The sequence below is a fragment of the Bradyrhizobium sp. CCBAU 53421 genome (genome assembly GCF_015291625.1).
Lineage (GTDB): Bacteria > Pseudomonadota > Alphaproteobacteria > Rhizobiales > Xanthobacteraceae > Bradyrhizobium.
Genome location: NZ_CP030047.1, coordinates 2118974 through 2135611 on the forward strand (window position 1 = coordinate 2118974; position 16638 = coordinate 2135611).

Genomic DNA, 16638 nt, shown 5'->3' on the forward strand with positions numbered 1-16638 from the left:
CAAATGGAGCGATGAGGTCATCATGCGTCTCCGCGTCGCCGCATCATGATCCGGGGAGTTCACCATGCGCATGATTTTTCGCTGTGATCCGCGGCTCGCCGATCATCTGCCGCGGCCACATCCGGCCCGCAGTGCGTTGCCCGATTGGCTGCGCGCGATGCCGGCGAAGGCGCATTCCGACATCCACGACCGCGAGATCCGCACGGTCAAGCAATGTCCGCCCTTTGTCGATGCGATGGCCCATGGGGTCATGATCCCGCTGCCTTGCGATGTCAGGGTCGAGCGGGGCGCCTTCGCCTGGGACTGGGACATTCCGGAGCCCGCAACGCAGGGCCATCCGCGCGCGCCGCTCAGCTTCCATCCCGTCGCGCAATTCGCCGGCGCGCCGTTCGCCAACGGGCAGGCCGCGCTGAAGTTCAACAGCTTCTGGACCATCGAGCTCGAACCGGGCTGGTCGCTGTTCGCGACCCATCCGGTCAATCGCGACGACCTGCCGTTCCGCGTGATCTCAGGGCTGGTCGACGCCGACCGGTTTCACGACGGCGGAATCAATTTCCCGGCGGTCTGGACCCAGCCCGAATTTGCCGGTGTGCTGCCGAAGGGGATGCCGGTCGTGCAATGCTTCGCGGTGCCGCGCGAGGCCCCCGAACTGGCGTTCGAGGCCTTCGACGACGCGCACCGCGAAGCCTATTCGAAAGTCGTCGGCGAAGTGTTGGCCGCGCCCAACGTCTACCGCAAGCATTTCCGCGCCAAGCGCGGCCGGCTAACCACCTAGCGCGATACGCAGCGCGCCCTCGTCGAGCCAGAGGCGGCCGTGCGGGGCCGAGGTCAGCGCCATCGCGATCGATCCGAACAAATGCGGACGCAAGGCATAGGCGCGCGCGAAGGCCTGCATCGCGGCGTCGGTCTCGCCGCTCTCCTGTAGCGTGATCCCCAGATTGAGGGCCGCTTCGGCGTAATCCGGCTTGATCTCGAGCGCCTTGCGATAGGCGTTCGCGGCGCCATCGTGATCGCGCAAATCTTGCTTTGCGACGCCGAGATCGAACCACACCGAGGCCGGCGCCGCGCCTGTCGTGGCGCGTTCGAGCAGCCTCACCGCGCGAGCGAGATCACCAGCCTCCCAGGCCAGCCGGCCGAGCCGCGCATTGGCTTCCTGATGTTCCGGGATGGCCTTGAGGATCGCCTCCCAGGCCTCGCCGGCCTGCGCCTTACGACCGGCAAGTTCGAGCGTGCGTGCCTTCTCGACGAAGGCCTCGCGCTGCGGCTTGAGCGCGATGGCGCGGTCGAGATGCGTCAGTGCCGCATCGAATTCGCCGCCGGCACGGGCGAGGCGGGCCGCGAGCAGCCGCGCGGCCGCATTGTCCGGGCGTCGCGCCAGGCTGGTCTCGACATGCCTGCGGGCCGGCTCGATCTCGCCTTTGACAAACAGCACGGCGGCCAGCAGATGGCTCAACATCGGCTCGCCTGATTGGCGTGCAAGTCCGCGCTCGCAGAGTGCGATCGCCTCGTCGTGTCGGCCGCCATTGAACGCCGCGGTGGCGCGTCGAACGATATCCTCGGCGTTGTTCTTGCTCATTCCGTGCGCGACCGTCTTCAAGCACGTTCCATGCTATGCGGCGCCGGAGATCAATGAAAGAGGCCGGGAGCGATCCCGGCCTGCCTGTTTTCCGTCATTGCGAGCGAAGCGAAGCAATCCACCTATCCGTTCGCGGGAGACGATGGATTGCTTCGTCGCTTCGCTCCTCGCAACGACGACGTGGGCAGAGCGAGGTCCCTTACTCCGCCGGCTCGGTCGCCTTCAGCGTCGGATAATCCGTGTAGCCCTTGGCGCCGCCGCCGTAGAAGGTCGCCTTGTCCCACTCGTTGAGCGGGGCGCCGGTCTTGAGCCGCTCCACCAGATCGGGGTTGGAGATGAACGGCTTGCCGAACGCGATCAGGTCGGCAGCTCCTGCCTCCAGCACCTTCTCCGCCAGCGCGAAGTCGTAGCCGTTGTTGGCGACATAGGTCTGCTTGAAGCGCTTGCGCAGCGAGGCGTAGTCGAACGGCGCGTTGTCGCGCGGACCGCCGGTCGCGCCCTCGATGACGTGGATATAGGTCAGCTTCAGCGCGTTGAGCTGGTCGACGATGTGGTCGAACAGCGCTTGCGGATTGGAGTCGGAGACGTCGTTGGCCGGGGTCACCGGTGAGATGCGGATGCCGGTGCGGTCGGCGCCGGCCTCCTTGGCGACCACCTTGGAGACCTCCAGCATCAGCTGGGCGCGTTTCTCGATCGAGCCGCCATAGGCATCGGTGCGCTTGTTGGTGCTGTCGCGAGCGAACTGGTCGAGCAGATAGCCGTTGGCGCCGTGGATCTCGACGCCGTCGAAACCGGCCGCCAGCGCGTTCGCGGTGCCGCGCTTGAAGTCCTCGATGATCCCGGGGATTTCCGACAATTCGAGCGCGCGCGGCTCGGATACGTCGGCGAAGGTGCCGTTGACGAAGGTCTTGGTCTTGGCCTTGATCGCGCTCGGCGCCACCGGTGCGCCGCCGTTCGGCTGCAGCGAGGTGTGCGAGATGCGGCCGACATGCCAGAGCTGGATGAAGATGTGGCCGCCGCGCTCATGCACGCGATCGGTGACCTTGCGCCAGGCCTCGACCTGTTCCTTCGAATAGATGCCGGGCGTGTCCTGATAGCCCTGGCCCTGCTGCGAGACCTGGCTCGCCTCGGTGACCAGAAGGCCGGCGGAGGCGCGCTGGCCGTAATAGTCCGCCGCGAGCGGGCTTGGCACCATGCCGGGCGGCACCGCGCGGTTGCGCGTCAGCGGCGCCATCACGAAGCGGTTCGGCAGCGTCAGTGGGCCAAGCTTGTAGGGCTCGAGAAGTTTGGTCGATTGGCTCATGTGAAAAGGTTCCAGACAATGATGGATGAGGGAGAGTTGTGCATTGCGGCGACAAGCGCAATGGCCGAGCCATTCGCCGCCTGCAGATTAGCCGCGCACGATTCCGCCCATGTGGCCTGCATCGAGGAACAGGGTGTGCGCGTTCACATAGGAGGATTCATTCGAAATCAGGAACAGCGCAGCATAGGCGACCTCCCAGCCGGTGCCCTGACGGCCGAAAGGCACTGTCACGGCGCGGTCCGACCGCCTGCGGCTGGCGTCGCGGCCCATCGGCGTATCCATGAAGCCGGGCGCGATCACGTTGCAGCGAATGCCCTTGTCCTCGCCGGCCCGCGCGATCGCCCGGCCGAGCGCGATCTGCGCCGCCTTCGAGGATTCATAGGCCGGGTTGCGGCCGCCGGCGCGCTGGCTCGCCATCGAGGAGATCAGGATGATCGCGCCGCCCGGCGCCATCACCTCCAGTGCCTTCTGCGCGAACAACATGTGGCTGCGCACATTGACGGCGTAATCGCGGTCCCAGGCTTCCGCCGTCATCCTGGGCAGCGACAGGCCGGAGGAGATGCCGACATTGAGCGCCAGCCCGTCGAGCCCGCCGAGCTTTTGCGCACAGCGTTCGACCGCGGGGGCGATCGCCGCGACGTCGGAGACGTCGACCACGTCGGTGAAAGCCTTGCCGCCTTCGCCCGTGACCTGCGCAACGGTGTCGTCGGCGGCTTCCTTGTTGACGTCGAGGCACGCGACCGAGGCGCCCTCGCGCGCGAACAGCACGCTCATCGCGCGGCCGTTGCCGATCGGCGGTTCTTCGTCGATGGTTCTGCGCTGTCCCGCGCCGACCACGATGATGCGCCGGCCAGCGAGGCGGCCGTGGTTCTTCGCAAGCCCGAGCGATTCCGCATGCAGCGAGGCGGACGGATCGATGGCTTTCGGTGCGTGGGTCGACATGGCGTGCTCCCTGACGTCTTGTTGTGTCAGGGAGCAGTAGCACGGCTCTGCGTGCGAGGCGACGTATCCGCCGTAGTGAGAAATCCCGCGGCGGGGAATATGGACTACGCAGTCATTCCGGGGCGATGCGCAGCATCGAACCCGGAATCTCGAGATTCCGGGTCTGCGCCTAACGGCGCATCCCGGAATGACGCGCGAAGCGTGTCAGCTCACGCCGAGGAAGTCGCGCTTGCCGATCTCGACGCCGTTGTGACGCAGGATGCCGTGCGCGGTGACGGCGTGGAAATAGAAGTTCGGGAACGAGAACGCGTTGAGGAATTGCTGGCCCTTCAAGGTCATGGTGCGGCCGACGCCGATCGGGAAGGTGACGTCCTTGGCGTCGCCGCCGTCGAACTGCTCCGGCTTGAACGACTTCACATAGTCGATCGTCTTGGCCAGCCGCTGCTTCAATTCGGCAAAGGTCGTCTCGGTGTCGGGCGTCGACGGCACCTCGCTGTGGGTCAGCCGCGCGCAGCCGCGTGCGGCGTGATCGCAGACCAGCTGCACCTGCTTGGTCAGCGGCAGCATGTCGGGATAGAGCCGCGATCCCAGCAACACCTCGGGCGCGATCTTCTTGGCATCGCAATGCGCCTCGGCCTTGGTCAGCTCGCCGGTGAGGCTGTTGAGGATCTGCAAATACGCGGGGACGACGGCGTCATGAAAGGACATGTGATGCTCCCTGTTCTGATGAAATCCGGATGTTACCGAACGGCGATGCTGCAAGTGGGGCTGCAAGGGGAAGAAAACAACCGCGGGGAGTAGTAACAGTTGGTCAAATATTTCCCGTGGCCCGCTCTTCCCAGTCCCGTCATCCTGAGGAGCGCGCAGCGCGTCTCGAAGGATGCACGGCCCGGCTGGTGGCCGATTCATCCTTCGAGACGGCCGCGTTGCGGCCTCCTCAGGATGACGGTTCAGAGTCTGCGTAGCCCGGATGGAGCGCAGCGCAATCCGGGAGCCACATCGGTCGTCCTCCCGGATTTCGCTTCGCTGCATCCGTGCTACGGGAAATGAGCTGGAGAGACTACCGCGTCGGCGGTACCGCGGCGTCCGCGGCCGGCTGGGTGCGGCCGCCGCCGCGCATCCGCGCCAGCAACTCCGCGGTCGGCCAGGAATCCGCCGGCAGGCCGTATTTCATCTGCATCGCCTTGACCGCGCTGCGGCTCGCCTGTCCGAGCACGCCGTCGATCTTGCCGACGTCGTAGCCGGCGCGCGCCAGCAGCGACTGCAGCTCCTTGATCTCATTGAACGGCAGCTGCGCGACCGGCGCGTGCGGCCGCTGCATCGGCGGTGCGCCCGCGATGCGGCCGGCGAGATAGCCGGCGGTGGTCGAATAGATCAGTGAGTTATTCCACTCGGTGTAGGCGGCGAAGTTCGGATAAGCGAGGAATGCCGGGCCCATCCGGCCCATCGGCAGCAGCAGCGAGGCCGGCATCTCGTCATTCGGCAGCGCCTTGCCGTCGGTCAGGGTCACGCCGAGCGCTGTCCATTTCGAGCGCGGCAGCTTGACGGTGAGGTCGGCCTGGTCCCAAGGAAAATTCGCGAAATTCGCGGCCTGCGGCACGCGCACCTCCTGCAGCCACGGCTCGCCGCGCCGCCACTTCAATCCGTTGGCGATGTAGTTCGCGGTCGAGCCGATCACGTCGGGGCCGCTGGCGAGCAGGTTGCGATGGCCGTCGCCGTCATAGTCGACGGCGTAGTTGAAATAGTGCGTCGGCAGAAATTGCGTCTGGCCAAGCTCGCCGGCCCATGAGCCGATCATCTCATCGGGCGAGAGGTCACCGCGCTCGATGATCTTCAGCGCTGCGATGGTCTCGCCCTGGAACATCTCCGAGCGGCGGCAATCATAGGCCAGCGACACCAGCGATTTCAGCGTCGGCAGATTGCCCATCTGGGCGCCGAAATCGCTTTCCAGTCCCCAGAACGCGGCGATCACCGCCGGCGGCACGCCATATTCTTTCTCGGCGCGCGCGAACGCGGCTGCGTAAGTCCGGATGTATTGCTGGCCCTGCTGCATGCGGTAGTTCGCGGCCATGCGGCCCGCGAACTGAGTGAAGATCTGGCCGAACACGCGCTGGCCGCGGTCGCGATTGACGATGCCCTGGTCGTAAACCAGGTAAGGCGCGGCCTCCGCGATCGTGCGTTGCGAGACGCCGGCGGCGACCGCCTTCTGCTTCAGCTCGGCGAGGAAGCGATCGAAGGTCTGCCCGTTGTGGCAGGACGCAGCCCTTGGCGAGGCCACCGCGGCCGGGCGCGCCCTGACCGGCGCGGCGCCTGCGGGATTGGGCAACGGCTGCTGTGCCTGACCCAGTGACGAGAGCGCCAGCGCCCCCGCGATCGTTGCGATCATGGTCGGGGCGCGAAGGGGAGATGCTGGCATCGATGTCACCGGCCGGGAAAGGGGGATTGAGGCGCTTCCTGCATACACCAAGGCGACACCGGGCAACAACGGGGGTGCCGGCCTTAGACCAATTGGGCTTCGGCAGGTCGAAGAGCCGCCGTTATGATCGGCAGGTGATTCGCGGGCAGGGGTGTCGGCGGATCGATCACGCCCGGAGGGACCCATGTGGAGTTTTCTCGAGCGTCTGTTGGATTCGTCGACGTTTTCGCCACACGGCATCTGCCTGTTGTGGGAGCCGGAGCTGATCTGGCTCCACGTAATTTCAGACGCGATCATTGCCGCTTCGTATTTCTCGATCCCGTTTGCGCTGGCGATCCTGGTCTCCAAGCGGCGCGACTTCCAGTTCGGCTGGATGGCCTGGCCGTTCGCCGCGTTCATCCTTGCCTGCGGCCTCACGCATGTGTTCTCGATCTACACGCTATGGGTGCCGATCTACGGTCTCGAAGGCCTGCTCAAGGCGCTCACCGCCATCGCCTCGATCTTCACCGCGGTGCTGCTGTGGCCGCTGATCCCGAAGATCCTGGCGATCCCGAGCGAGGCGCAGCTGCGCGAGGCGCATGTCGCGCTCGCCGAGGAGGGACGGCAGCGCCAGCGCTCGGAAGTCCTGCTCGAGCGTTTCCGCGAGGCCGAGGCCAATGAGAGCAAGATCCGCCAAGCGCAGAAGATGGAGGCGGTCGGCCAGCTCACTGGCGGCATCGCGCATGACTTCAACAACATCCTCACCGTCATCACCGGCACCATCGACATCCTGGCCGAGGCGGTCGCCCACAACCGCCAGCTCACCGAGATCACCTCGCTGATCCGCGACGCCGCCGAGCGCGGCGCGTCGCTGACGCGGCATCTGCTGGCGTTTGCGCGCAAGCAGCCGCTGCAGCCGAGCGATGTCGACGTCAATGCGTTGATGGTCGATACCATCGAGCTGCTGCGGCCGGCCATCGGCGACCATGTCGATATCGATTTTCGCTCCGCACCGGATCTGCCGCGCGCGCTGGTCGATTCCAACCAGCTGGTCACCGCGATCATCAATCTCGCGCTGAACGCGCGCGACGCCATGCCGAAGGGCGGCCGGCTGCGGATCGAGACCCGCACCGCCGAGCTGAAGCCGTCGGACGTGCACGGCCATGACGGGCTCGCCGCCGGCGACTATGTCGCGATCGCGCTGATCGACAACGGCCAGGGCATCGCCGAAGCCGATCTCGCCAAAGTGTTCGAGCCGTTCTTCACCACCAAGGACGTCGGCAAGGGTACCGGCCTCGGGCTCTCCATGGTCTACGGCTTCGTCAAGCAATCCAACGGCCATATCGTGCTCGACAGCGAAGTCGGCCGCGGCACCCGCGTCATGCTCTATCTACCGCGCGCGGCAGTGCTCTCGCCGGCGGCGATGCCCGAGCGGCGGCAGCCGGAGGCGCGCGGCGCGAAGGAGATCGTGCTCGTCGTCGAGGACGACAGGCTGGTGCGCTCCTACGTGCTGACCCAGATCGAGAGCCTCGGCTACACCACGCTGTCGGCCAACAATGGCGGCGAAGCGCTCGCCGTGCTCGACAGCGGCGCGCCGGTCGATCTGCTGTTCACCGACGTCATCATGCCCGGCGCGATGAACGGGCGCGACCTCGCCACCGAGGCTGAGAAGCGCCGCCCCGGCCTGCGCGTGCTGTTCACGTCGGGCTACACCGAGAACGCCATCGACCAGGATGGCAAGCTCGAGCAGGGCATCCTGTTCCTGGCAAAGCCCTACAGCCGCGCCCAGCTCGCCCGCATGCTGCGGGTTGCGCTGCGCGAGCGAGAGTCCGCGTTCGCGCAGCAGGAGCCGGCGGAATAATTCAGAACTTCGTAGCCCGGATGGAGCGAAGCGCAATCCGGGATCAGTTTTTCCGCGGACACTGCCCTGGATTTCGCTGCGCTCCACCCGGGCTACAGGCACTACGGATCGCGGCACATGACCAATCGTTAATCCGCGCCGCGTCGCTGCGACGCACGCCTTGCTCTTGCGGTGCGCGCAACGAAATCCCTACCTCTGCGGCGTCAGTTGTGGCAGCATTCCGCTCGCCGTGAGGGAACAACGATGAACTATTTCCGCACCGCGCTCCTGCTTGCTGGCCTCACCGCCCTGTTCATGGGCGTCGGCTATCTGATCGGCGGCGGCACCGGCGCCGTGATCGCGCTGATCGTTGCGGCTGCGACAAATCTGTTCGCCTACTGGAACTCGGACCGCATGGTGCTGTCGATGTACGGCGCCCATCAGGTCGATGCGCGTTCGGCACCGGACCTTTACAATCTCGTCGCCGAGCTTGCGCAGCGCGCGAGCCTGCCGATGCCGCGCGTGTTCGTGATGGACGAGGCGCAGCCCAATGCATTCGCGACCGGCCGCAATCCGGAGAACGCCGCGGTCGCCGTCACCACGGGGTTGATGCAGCAGCTCAGCCGCGAGGAGCTCGCCGGCGTGATCGCGCACGAGCTTGCGCATATCAAGCATCACGACACGCTGACCATGACGATCACGGCGACGATCGCCGGTGCGATCTCGATGCTGGCGCAGTTCGGCATGTTCTTCGGCGGCAACCGCAACAACAACGGCCCCGGCATCATAGGCTCGATCGCGATGATGATCCTGGCGCCGCTCGGCGCCATGCTGGTGCAGATGGCGATCAGCCGCACCCGCGAATACGCCGCCGACAATCTCGGCGCGCGCATCGTCGGCCAGCCGATGTGGCTGGCGTCGGCGCTCGCCAAGATCGAGAACGCCGCGCACCAAGTGCCGAACATGGAGGCCGAGCGCAATCCGGCCACCGCGCACATGTTCATCGTCAACCCGCTGTCGGGCCATGGCGTCGACAACCTGTTCGCGACCCACCCCTCGACCGCGAACCGCATCGCCGCGCTGCAGCAGCTTGCTGCCGAGCTCGGCACCCAGACCGCGCCGCGTCCCACCGGTGCGAGCTACCCGCCGCGCAGCCCGTGGGGCGGTGCCTCAGGCCAGCGTGGGCCGTGGGGATAGCGGCAGGATAATTCCGATCGGGCCGCGGGCTCCGCTTCACCTCGCCCCGCGTGCGGGGAGAGGTCGGATCGCATCGTTAGATGCGATCCGGGTGAGGGGGACTCTCCGCAAACCCGGATACGCGGATGTAGCCCCTCACCCCAACCCTCTCCCCGTAAGGACGGGGCGAGGGAGCGCAGCGCCGTCGCGGCCATCAGCCGCTACGCGCTCGCTGTGTCCAGCCTTTCGACCTGACCCTTGCTCAGCTCGAGCCTGGCCGCCGCGACCAGCGTTGCGACCTGCTCGGGCTTGGTGGCGCTGGCGATCGGCGCGGTGACGCCGGGCTTCGCCATCAGCCAGGCGAGCGCGACCGCGGCCGGTTCGGCCCGGGTTTCCGCGGCGACCTCGTCGAGGCCGGCCAGGATGCGCATGCCGCGCGGGTTCATGTATTTCGGAATGCTGCGCGTGCCGCGTGGGCTCTTGGCGAAGTCGCTCTCCGAGCGATATTTGCCGGTCAGGAATCCGGCGGCGAGCGAGAAGAACGTGATCACGCCGATGTCGTTCTCCACACAGACGCGTTGCAGCGCGCCCTCATAGCTCGACCGCTCCGCAAGGCTGTATTCGGGCTGCATGCTCTCATAGCGCGGCAGCCCGTTGGCCTTGGAGATATCCAGCGCGCTCTTCAGCCGTTCCGCCGAGAAATTCGAGGCGCCGATCGCCCTGATCTTGCCGGCCTTGATCAGTTTGTCGTAGGCCGCGAGCGTCTCTTCCTGCGGCGTCGTCTCATCGTCCTTGTGCGACTGGTAGAGGTCGATATGGTCGGTCTGCAGCCGCCGCAGCGACTCCTCGACGGCGCGCGCGATGTAGTCCGGCTTCAAGCCGACATTGCCGTCGCCCATATCCATGCCGACCTTGGTGGCGAGGATGACGCGGTTGCGGTTGCCGCGCGCCTTCATCCATTTGCCGATAATCGTCTCGGACTCGCCGCCCTGATGGCCGGGCACCCAGCGCGAATAGACGTCGGCCGTGTCCAGGAATGTCAATCCATGCTCCACCACGACGTCGAGCAATCGGAAAGATGCAGCCTCGTCCACCGTCCAGCCGAACACGTTGCAGCCGAAGCAGAGGGGAGGGACGGTGAGGCCGGAGCGGCCGAGCGCGCGATGCATCATGAGTGTTCTTTCTCTTGTTCTGACGGGAGGCGCGCGAGACTGAGGCAGATCGGCCTTGATTGCAAGGCGCCGAGTCCGGATTGCGCTGCAGCTTCCGGGTGGTTGCGACCAGCACCGGTCACAAGCGCGCAACGCTGCTCGCCGGGCCCGGTGAGCACGCGGAAATTCTGGTCCTCGAAGATGACCTTGGGTGTCGGGATCGCCTTGATAGCTCGGCGGGGTCTACTGCGCCGCGGCCGCAGAAACTGCTGCGAGCAAGCCGGCATTCGAAAAGCTGAATGAAAGCAAATCATCCAGAAAACTCCTTGTCCAATGACGTCAGGGCGCCCGGCAATGGGCGCCGCGAAGCTCTACCACGCAGGCAGGTTCACGCAGAGATCGACTTCAGCCATCGCGTCAGCATGGCTGCCCAGTACGTTGTCGATTGTGAAGCGACTTTGACGCCAGCGTTGGAATGCGATTTCATTTGGCGGTCATTTGATGTAGATTGCGCCGCGAGCTGCCACCGGTTACGCCGAAATCCGGAGAATGAGCGGCAGCGCTCATGGCCATCGGCAGGCCTTACGGTCTCATTTTCAATACGAAAACCTTCTGCCTGGGTTACGCCCGGGTGACCGTCCTTTTCATGTTCAGCCAAATGGAGCGATTGCCATGCACTTCTGCTTCTCAGGTGAATACACCCCGCGTTCTCTCAACAACATCATGGAAAACCCGACGACCAATCGCTACGAAGCCGCGAAGAAGTTGATCGAGTCGGCCGGCGGGAAATTGATTTCGATGTACAGCACGGCGATTGACGGCCCCGGCGTGATGGTGATCTTCGATGTGCCGGATCCGACCGTCGCACCAGCGATCAGCGGCGTGGTCGTGGCAGCCGGTGCCATGCAGAATGTGAAGCTGGTGCGGTTGTTCACGCAGGACGAGATCAAGGTGGTGCGTCAGCACGCGAGCAAGCTCAAGGCTGCCTACTCGCCGCCCGGCAGTTGACGGGCGAGCGATCAAGAACGACGCAGAATGATCTGACGACCGCTGTCACTCTCGCGCGGTGACGCTTCGCAGCGTCCCGCGCGGAGGCGAGGGCCGTTGCGTGCCGCAGATCCGGGGCGCGTTCAACGGATGGGCAGTCGCCCGGCGGATGTCGCGCGCGCATGCTGGCTCGCATAGCCCCGGCCGGTTGTGCCGTCGCATGACGTCCGCCGCCTCGTGCCACGGACCTCGTCGCCGCTCACGCGGGTGGCGAGTCCAGGTAGACGTAGAGCGCCGCGATCTTGCCCTCCCGGACGATGATGAAATCCACGCCGGTATAGGCCGGCGTTTCGCCTCTCGGCCCGGAGCCCCACGCCAGGCGTCCCGAATTATGCAGCGCCTGCGGGGAGCCATGCGGCGTGTAAACGAAGTGCGGATGGGTCGCGCGGAGATCGCCGGCGAATTTGTCGAGTGCGTCGCGACCGACGAGAATACCTGGCGGCGCGTAGAGCGCGCAATCCTCCGCGTAGAGCTCCTCGATCGCGGCCCTGCGGCGCACCGGATCGCCTTCGCCGAAAACCTCCGGGAGGTTGCGGGTCAGCAGCGCCTCGATTACGCGCGCATCTGCGCCCGCGGAGGGCGGGACGCTGGTCCTGCTGGCATGCTCGTTCATGTGAGACCTCCATGTGATGCCTCAACATCATGTGGTCGCAGCCGCCGTCGCGAAACGGCAAGGATGGAAAGTCATCGTTTCACGATTTGATGCGTCGCCTACGGTTTGTCGTGCAAAAGCGTTCTCGCGCGCCGCGCCGTCCGCCGGGTCTTCATCCGCCCTTGAGTGCGGTGTATGTAGAGACATTGCCGGAGGATGATTTGCCCGGCGTCGAAGGGCGGGGGTTGGGGTCTGCGCGTGCATCATCCAGTTTCGATTTCAGGCCGCGTGGCGTCGATGCCGTGCGCGGGGTTGCCTTCCCATCTTGTCCGGCTGGCCTGCGCGATTGCGGTCGGTTGCGCCCTCAATGGCTTCGCTGCGCACGGGGCGATGGCGCAAGTGCCATTCTCCCCGTTTCAACCGGCGCGACAGATCGAAGCTGCGAAGCCGCTGGCGCGTGACGTCACTGGTCCGCCGGCGGTTAGCGAGCGGCTCGACGGTACCGCGTTCTTTGTCGACGATCTCGGCCACATGCTGACCGCGCGCCACGCGGTGGCGGACTGCGCCCGCATCATCGTCAGCAAAGAGGGCCGGACTGTCGCGGCGCGCGTGATGGCGCAGGCATCGACCGACATTGCCTTGATCAAGGTGCCGCGCACGCTCGGCCTTGCGGCGGTATTCCCGCGCGCCAGCGCGTCCGCCGCCAACGACATGGTATTTGCCGAGGCCTATGACCGGCTGAAACCGATGCTTGCGCACGGTGGATCGCTCGGCAATGCGTTCGTCGATACCTCGCTGCGCGATCCCGAGCACCTCGCGCTGCGCTCGAATGTCACTTTCGGCACCAGCGGCGCGCCGGTGCTGGATTCCCGCGGCCTCGTCGAAGGTGTCGTGAGCCGCAGGACCACGATCGACCGCGTGCTAGCCGTCGATGCCGCGCACGCCAAATCCTTTCTTGCCGCGCATGGCGTGCGCTTCCAGGAAGACGACCGGCCGCAGATGAGCGGCACCGCGTCACGTGCGCACCGCGCCGCCAGTATCTCGGCGCGCGTTACATGCCTGCAACAATGAGCGATCAGTTGCGGCGATGGCTGATGCTCTTGCGCGGTCGTGTCAGTCGCGCCTGCGGTTGCTTGCGTCGTTTCGGGTTGGACCTGTCGATCAACGACAATCCAGACAGCGCGGCAGACTGCGAGCAGGTTTCCGTTAAGGCAGAATTGCGGGCGCAGACTAGCCTGAACTGAGGTCGCAAGGGCGATCCGATGGTTCACTGTCTTTGAAGCCGAGCCTTGTGCTGAAACCCGACCGGTCGGCGCTGACGAAGGCCGTCACCGTTACCGCCATTGCATGCAGACAAGATCGAATAAGAAGCCAAGACGCCCGGCGCCACCATCTCGCGCTGCCGGACGGGGCAGCCGCCTTCGGCCGTAGCCAGTATTCCTCATACCAGTCGGGCTGGACCCGGAATGCGCGCACTGTCCGTTCGGATCTCACGAGAGGAGCCTTTTGTGCTGACGTGACGCAGCCTCTTCCCAAAGCGATGTTATCGCCGGCGTTCCCGTCGTCGGACACCTCTGTTCATGGAGGGTAGACGGCGCCCCGCGGGTCGACCGCGCGATGCGAGGCGACATAGTCGATCTCACCGCGCGCAATGCCGATATCCTGCAGCTCGTGATCGCTCAGATTGCTCAGGCGGTCCTGTATCTGGACGCGAAGCCGCCAATCCAGCAGCGCGGCCCAGCACCGGCTGACGACGCCAAAGCGCGGATGCGCTGACGCGATCACATGCGGCGATCCAACCACATTGTAGGACGTATCCATTGAATATCTCCCGACGTTTCGTCCTCTGCATGAAGCTGGCAGGACGGCGGGAGGCCTGCTTGACATATCGCTTACATTTTCCTCACCGGCGCCTTATTCTTTCCATGGTAGCCCGCGCGGGCGGCCGGAGGGCCATTTGGAGAATGGTGCCTTGCTCTATTTCTTCGAAGATTACGTGTTGGATACCGGGCGGCGTGAGCTGCAGCGCGGGCCTGAGATTGTCCCGACGACGCGACAGGTTTTTGCGCTGCTCGATTACCTGATCCGCAACAGGGATCGCGTCGTCAGCAAGGACGACCTTGTCGACGCGATCTGGGACGGGCGCGTCGTCTCCGATGGAGCGCTGACGACGCGCCTGAACGCTGCCCGACACGCGATCGGCGATTCCGGACAGGAGCAACGCCTGATCAGGACGCTGCCGCGACAAGGCTTCCGTTTCGTGGGTGCAGTGCAAGTGGCGCAGGAATCGCCGGCCGGGTCGCCAGCCATGGCTCTGGACGGGAAGGACATAAGCCGGCTCCGCCCGGAATGGTCGCCCCGCCGCGGGATCCGGCACAAGGTGGACGCACCGCCCAGCGCTCCAGGCAATATGCCGTCCGTCGCGGTGCTGCCCTTCGCCAATCTGTCGGAGGACAGAGAGCAGGATTATTTCAGCGACGGCATCACCGAAGACATCATCACCGAGCTGTCACGGTTCTCGCAGCTGTTCGTCATCGCCCGCAACTCGTCCTTCACGTACAAGGACAAGGCTGTCGACGTCCGTCAGATCGGTCGGGAGCTTGATGTGCGCTACCTGCTCGAAGGCAGCATTCGGCGTGACGGAGAGCGGGTTCGGATCACGGCGCAGCTGATCGATGTTCTGACCGGGGTGCATCGTTGGGCCGAGCGCTACGATCGCGAGCTGAAGGATATCTTCGCGGTCCAGGAGGAGGTGGCGCGCACCATTGTCGCTGTCCTCGCCGACCACGTGTATGTGGCGGAGCTCGAGCATGCCAAATGCAAGCCGACGGAGAATCTGGGCGCCTATGATCTCTATCTTCGAGGAATGGCGGAGGCCTACAAGTGGACCAGAGAGGGGAGTGAAGCAGCGCTCCGCCTGTTCTACAGGGCGATCGAACTTGATCCCGAATTCGCGACGCCTTACGGCGCTGCCGCGATGCGTTTCAGCGTGCGCAAGGGGTTCGGCTGGATCGTCGATCCCGATCAGGAGGTCGCTGAAGTCAGGAGACTGGCCCGCCGGGTGATGCAACTTGGCAAGAACGACCCGATCGCCCTCGTGCATGTCGGGCATTCGTTGGCCTATGTCGCCAAAGACCTAGTCGAGGGCGTCGCCTTGATTGATCGCGCGCTGGCTCTGAACCCGAACCTCGGGGCCTCGTGGACACATAGCGGCTGGTCGCGGCTGTGGCTTGGGGAGGCAGACTTGGCCATCGAGCACTTTGGACGCGCCATGCGGCTCAGTCCCGTCGATCCGGGCAGGTTCTGGCCGCAGGAAGGAACAGCTCATGCTCATTTCTTCGCGGGCCGCTACGACGAAGCACTGTCATGGGCGAGGATGGCGTTGTGCAGCCGGCCGGACAGCCACGCCGCGCTGCGCATCGGCGCCGCGAGCGGCGCGCTTGCCGGGCACTGCGACGAGGCCAGGAGACTTGCGATGCGATTGCACGAGCTCGATCCGGCGCTACGACCAGCGACGCTGAACACCGTGTTGGGTCCGTATCGGAACCTCGAAGACGTGGCGAAGTATGCGGACGCGCTGCGACGGGCTGGGCTACCCGATTGACGGCTGCGAGATCGGCGGGTTGCGGCGAGAGCGGCGTCTCGCACTCCCCATCGACTTGCGGGCCCATTGTGATCGGCCAGCGCGGCGAGGGCGCCGCCAGCATTTCGGCGCGTCACATGCCTGCAACAATGAGCGATTAGTTGCTGCTGCGGTGGACGCTCCTACGTCGTCCTGTCAGCCTGCTGTCTGCGGTCAACCCTTGTCCAGAACCATGCTCATCTTGCGGGGCACGCTCGTGCTCTCGTTCGGCCTGTTCATCCTCTCGACAGCGCGGGGCCACGCCCAAGATCCCAATTTTCGTAATCCCGAACAGGCGCCGCCGTCATGGGCGCAGTTTGCCAAGCTGGTCAAATACCGCTTCGAGGAGTGGATCGCGGCCGACGAGACGGTTGCCAATCGCTTCCGCAACTGGGTCATCGAGCATTCCGGCAAGGAGAACGGGCCGCCGCCGACGCTCGTGGTGCGCGCCTGGCTCAATCCGGACGGCACCGTCGAGCGCGTCACGTTTCCGGCCTTCAATGACGCCGGTGCCACCGAGGACCTGCGGAGCATCCTGAAGCGCGGCAATGTCGGCGAGGCGCCGCCGCCGGAAATGTTGCAGCCGCTGAACCTGCGCTTCTCGCTCAATCTGCGCAAACCCTGAGCGGCTTCACGCGCGCGCACTTGCGTTTCCTCGTCATTCGGGGGCGAGCGAAGCGAGAGCCCGGAATCCATTCATCTACGAGTTCTGCGGCATGATGGATTCCGCGCTCGCGCCAAAGAGGCGCGCCCCGGAATGACGTGGGAGAGAGACGCTGCGCCTTGGCACTGACTTGCCCGACGACGCAAGCCCTGGTGTGTCCTCAAATACACCTGTCATCGCCCGGCCTGTGCGCAATTGCGCACATGGACCGGGCGATCCGGTACGCCGCGGCCTCTCGGCTCAAGCACTGCTGCCTCTGGAATACTGGATCACCGCTTTCGCGGGTGATGACACCGCGTAGCTGTTTGACGGTGAAATCGTGCCAATCCC

At 65.2% G+C, this 16638-nt stretch carries 15 protein-coding genes; 7 read left to right on the top strand and 8 right to left on the bottom strand.

Annotation, left to right across the window (positions count from 1 at the left end; all coding sequences use genetic code 11):
* Positions 1-64 precede the first annotated feature (64 nt).
* Positions 65-775: a hypothetical protein gene (locus tag XH92_RS10025; protein ID WP_194459070.1), complete on the top strand. Its 711-nt coding sequence runs from the start codon at positions 65-67 to the stop codon at positions 773-775.
* Here the strand turns inward: XH92_RS10025 and XH92_RS10030 are convergent.
* The 5 genes from XH92_RS10030 to XH92_RS10050 form a co-directional block, all read right to left on the bottom strand.
* Positions 764-1576: a tetratricopeptide repeat protein gene (locus XH92_RS10030; protein WP_194459071.1), complete on the bottom strand. Its 813-nt coding sequence runs from the start codon at positions 1574-1576 to the stop codon at positions 764-766. The two genes, XH92_RS10025 and XH92_RS10030, sit on opposite strands and share 12 nt — an antisense overlap.
* A gap of 199 nt (positions 1577-1775) precedes the next feature.
* Entirely contained in the window at positions 1776-2879 is a 1104-nt protein-coding gene (locus XH92_RS10035) for an alkene reductase (protein ID WP_194459072.1), read from the bottom strand.
* An 87-nt stretch (positions 2880-2966) separates the two neighbouring features.
* Complete coding sequence (locus XH92_RS10040; RefSeq protein WP_194459073.1) at positions 2967-3821, bottom strand: SDR family NAD(P)-dependent oxidoreductase; 855 nt, start codon at positions 3819-3821, stop codon at positions 2967-2969.
* A gap of 204 nt (positions 3822-4025) precedes the next feature.
* On the bottom strand, positions 4026-4529 hold the full coding sequence (locus tag XH92_RS10045) for a DUF1993 family protein (protein WP_194459074.1): 504 nt from the start codon (positions 4527-4529) through the stop codon (positions 4026-4028).
* Between the two features lie 352 nt (positions 4530-4881).
* Complete coding sequence (locus XH92_RS10050; protein WP_371818071.1) at positions 4882-6207, bottom strand: lytic murein transglycosylase; 1326 nt, start codon at positions 6205-6207, stop codon at positions 4882-4884.
* Between the two features lie 214 nt (positions 6208-6421).
* Here XH92_RS10050 and XH92_RS10055 point away from each other — a divergent pair, with 214 nt between their 5' ends.
* Both XH92_RS10055 and htpX read left to right on the top strand, forming a co-directional pair.
* Positions 6422-8077: an ATP-binding protein gene (locus XH92_RS10055; protein WP_194459075.1), complete on the top strand. Its 1656-nt coding sequence runs from the start codon at positions 6422-6424 to the stop codon at positions 8075-8077.
* Between the two features lie 243 nt (positions 8078-8320).
* Positions 8321-9253 (top strand): zinc metalloprotease HtpX, encoded by a 933-nt coding sequence (gene htpX / locus XH92_RS10060; RefSeq protein ID WP_194459076.1) that lies wholly within the window; start codon positions 8321-8323, stop codon positions 9251-9253.
* A 200-nt stretch (positions 9254-9453) separates the two neighbouring features.
* On the opposite strand, the gene XH92_RS10065 is transcribed toward htpX, so the two are convergent.
* Complete coding sequence (locus XH92_RS10065; protein WP_194459077.1) at positions 9454-10404, bottom strand: aldo/keto reductase; 951 nt, start codon at positions 10402-10404, stop codon at positions 9454-9456.
* Positions 10405-11055: 651 nt separating this feature from the next.
* On the opposite strand from XH92_RS10065, the gene XH92_RS10070 reads away from it, so the two are divergent.
* Entirely contained in the window at positions 11056-11391 is a 336-nt protein-coding gene (locus XH92_RS10070; protein ID WP_194459078.1) for a GYD domain-containing protein, read from the top strand.
* A gap of 238 nt (positions 11392-11629) precedes the next feature.
* On the opposite strand, the gene XH92_RS10075 is transcribed toward XH92_RS10070, so the two are convergent.
* The gene (locus tag XH92_RS10075) at positions 11630-12043 is read right to left on the bottom strand and encodes a nuclear transport factor 2 family protein (protein ID WP_194459079.1); all 414 of its coding nucleotides are present in this window, start codon (positions 12041-12043) and stop codon (positions 11630-11632) included.
* Between the two features lie 369 nt (positions 12044-12412).
* On the opposite strand from XH92_RS10075, the gene XH92_RS10080 reads away from it, so the two are divergent.
* Complete coding sequence (locus XH92_RS10080) at positions 12413-13093, top strand: serine protease (RefSeq protein WP_194459080.1); 681 nt, start codon at positions 12413-12415, stop codon at positions 13091-13093.
* A gap of 507 nt (positions 13094-13600) precedes the next feature.
* Here XH92_RS10080 and XH92_RS10085 read toward each other — a convergent pair.
* Entirely contained in the window at positions 13601-13843 is a 243-nt protein-coding gene (locus XH92_RS10085; RefSeq protein WP_194459081.1) for a DUF1127 domain-containing protein, read from the bottom strand.
* Positions 13844-13994: 151 nt separating this feature from the next.
* Here XH92_RS10085 and XH92_RS10090 point away from each other — a divergent pair, with 151 nt between their 5' ends.
* Entirely contained in the window at positions 13995-15626 is a 1632-nt protein-coding gene (locus XH92_RS10090; RefSeq protein WP_194459082.1) for a winged helix-turn-helix domain-containing tetratricopeptide repeat protein, read from the top strand.
* A gap of 211 nt (positions 15627-15837) precedes the next feature.
* Positions 15838-16269 carry a hypothetical protein gene (locus tag XH92_RS10095; RefSeq protein ID WP_246788359.1) on the top strand — a complete coding sequence of 144 codons (432 nt, stop codon included), beginning with the start codon at positions 15838-15840 and terminating at the stop codon, positions 16267-16269.
* Positions 16270-16638 lie beyond the last annotated feature (369 nt).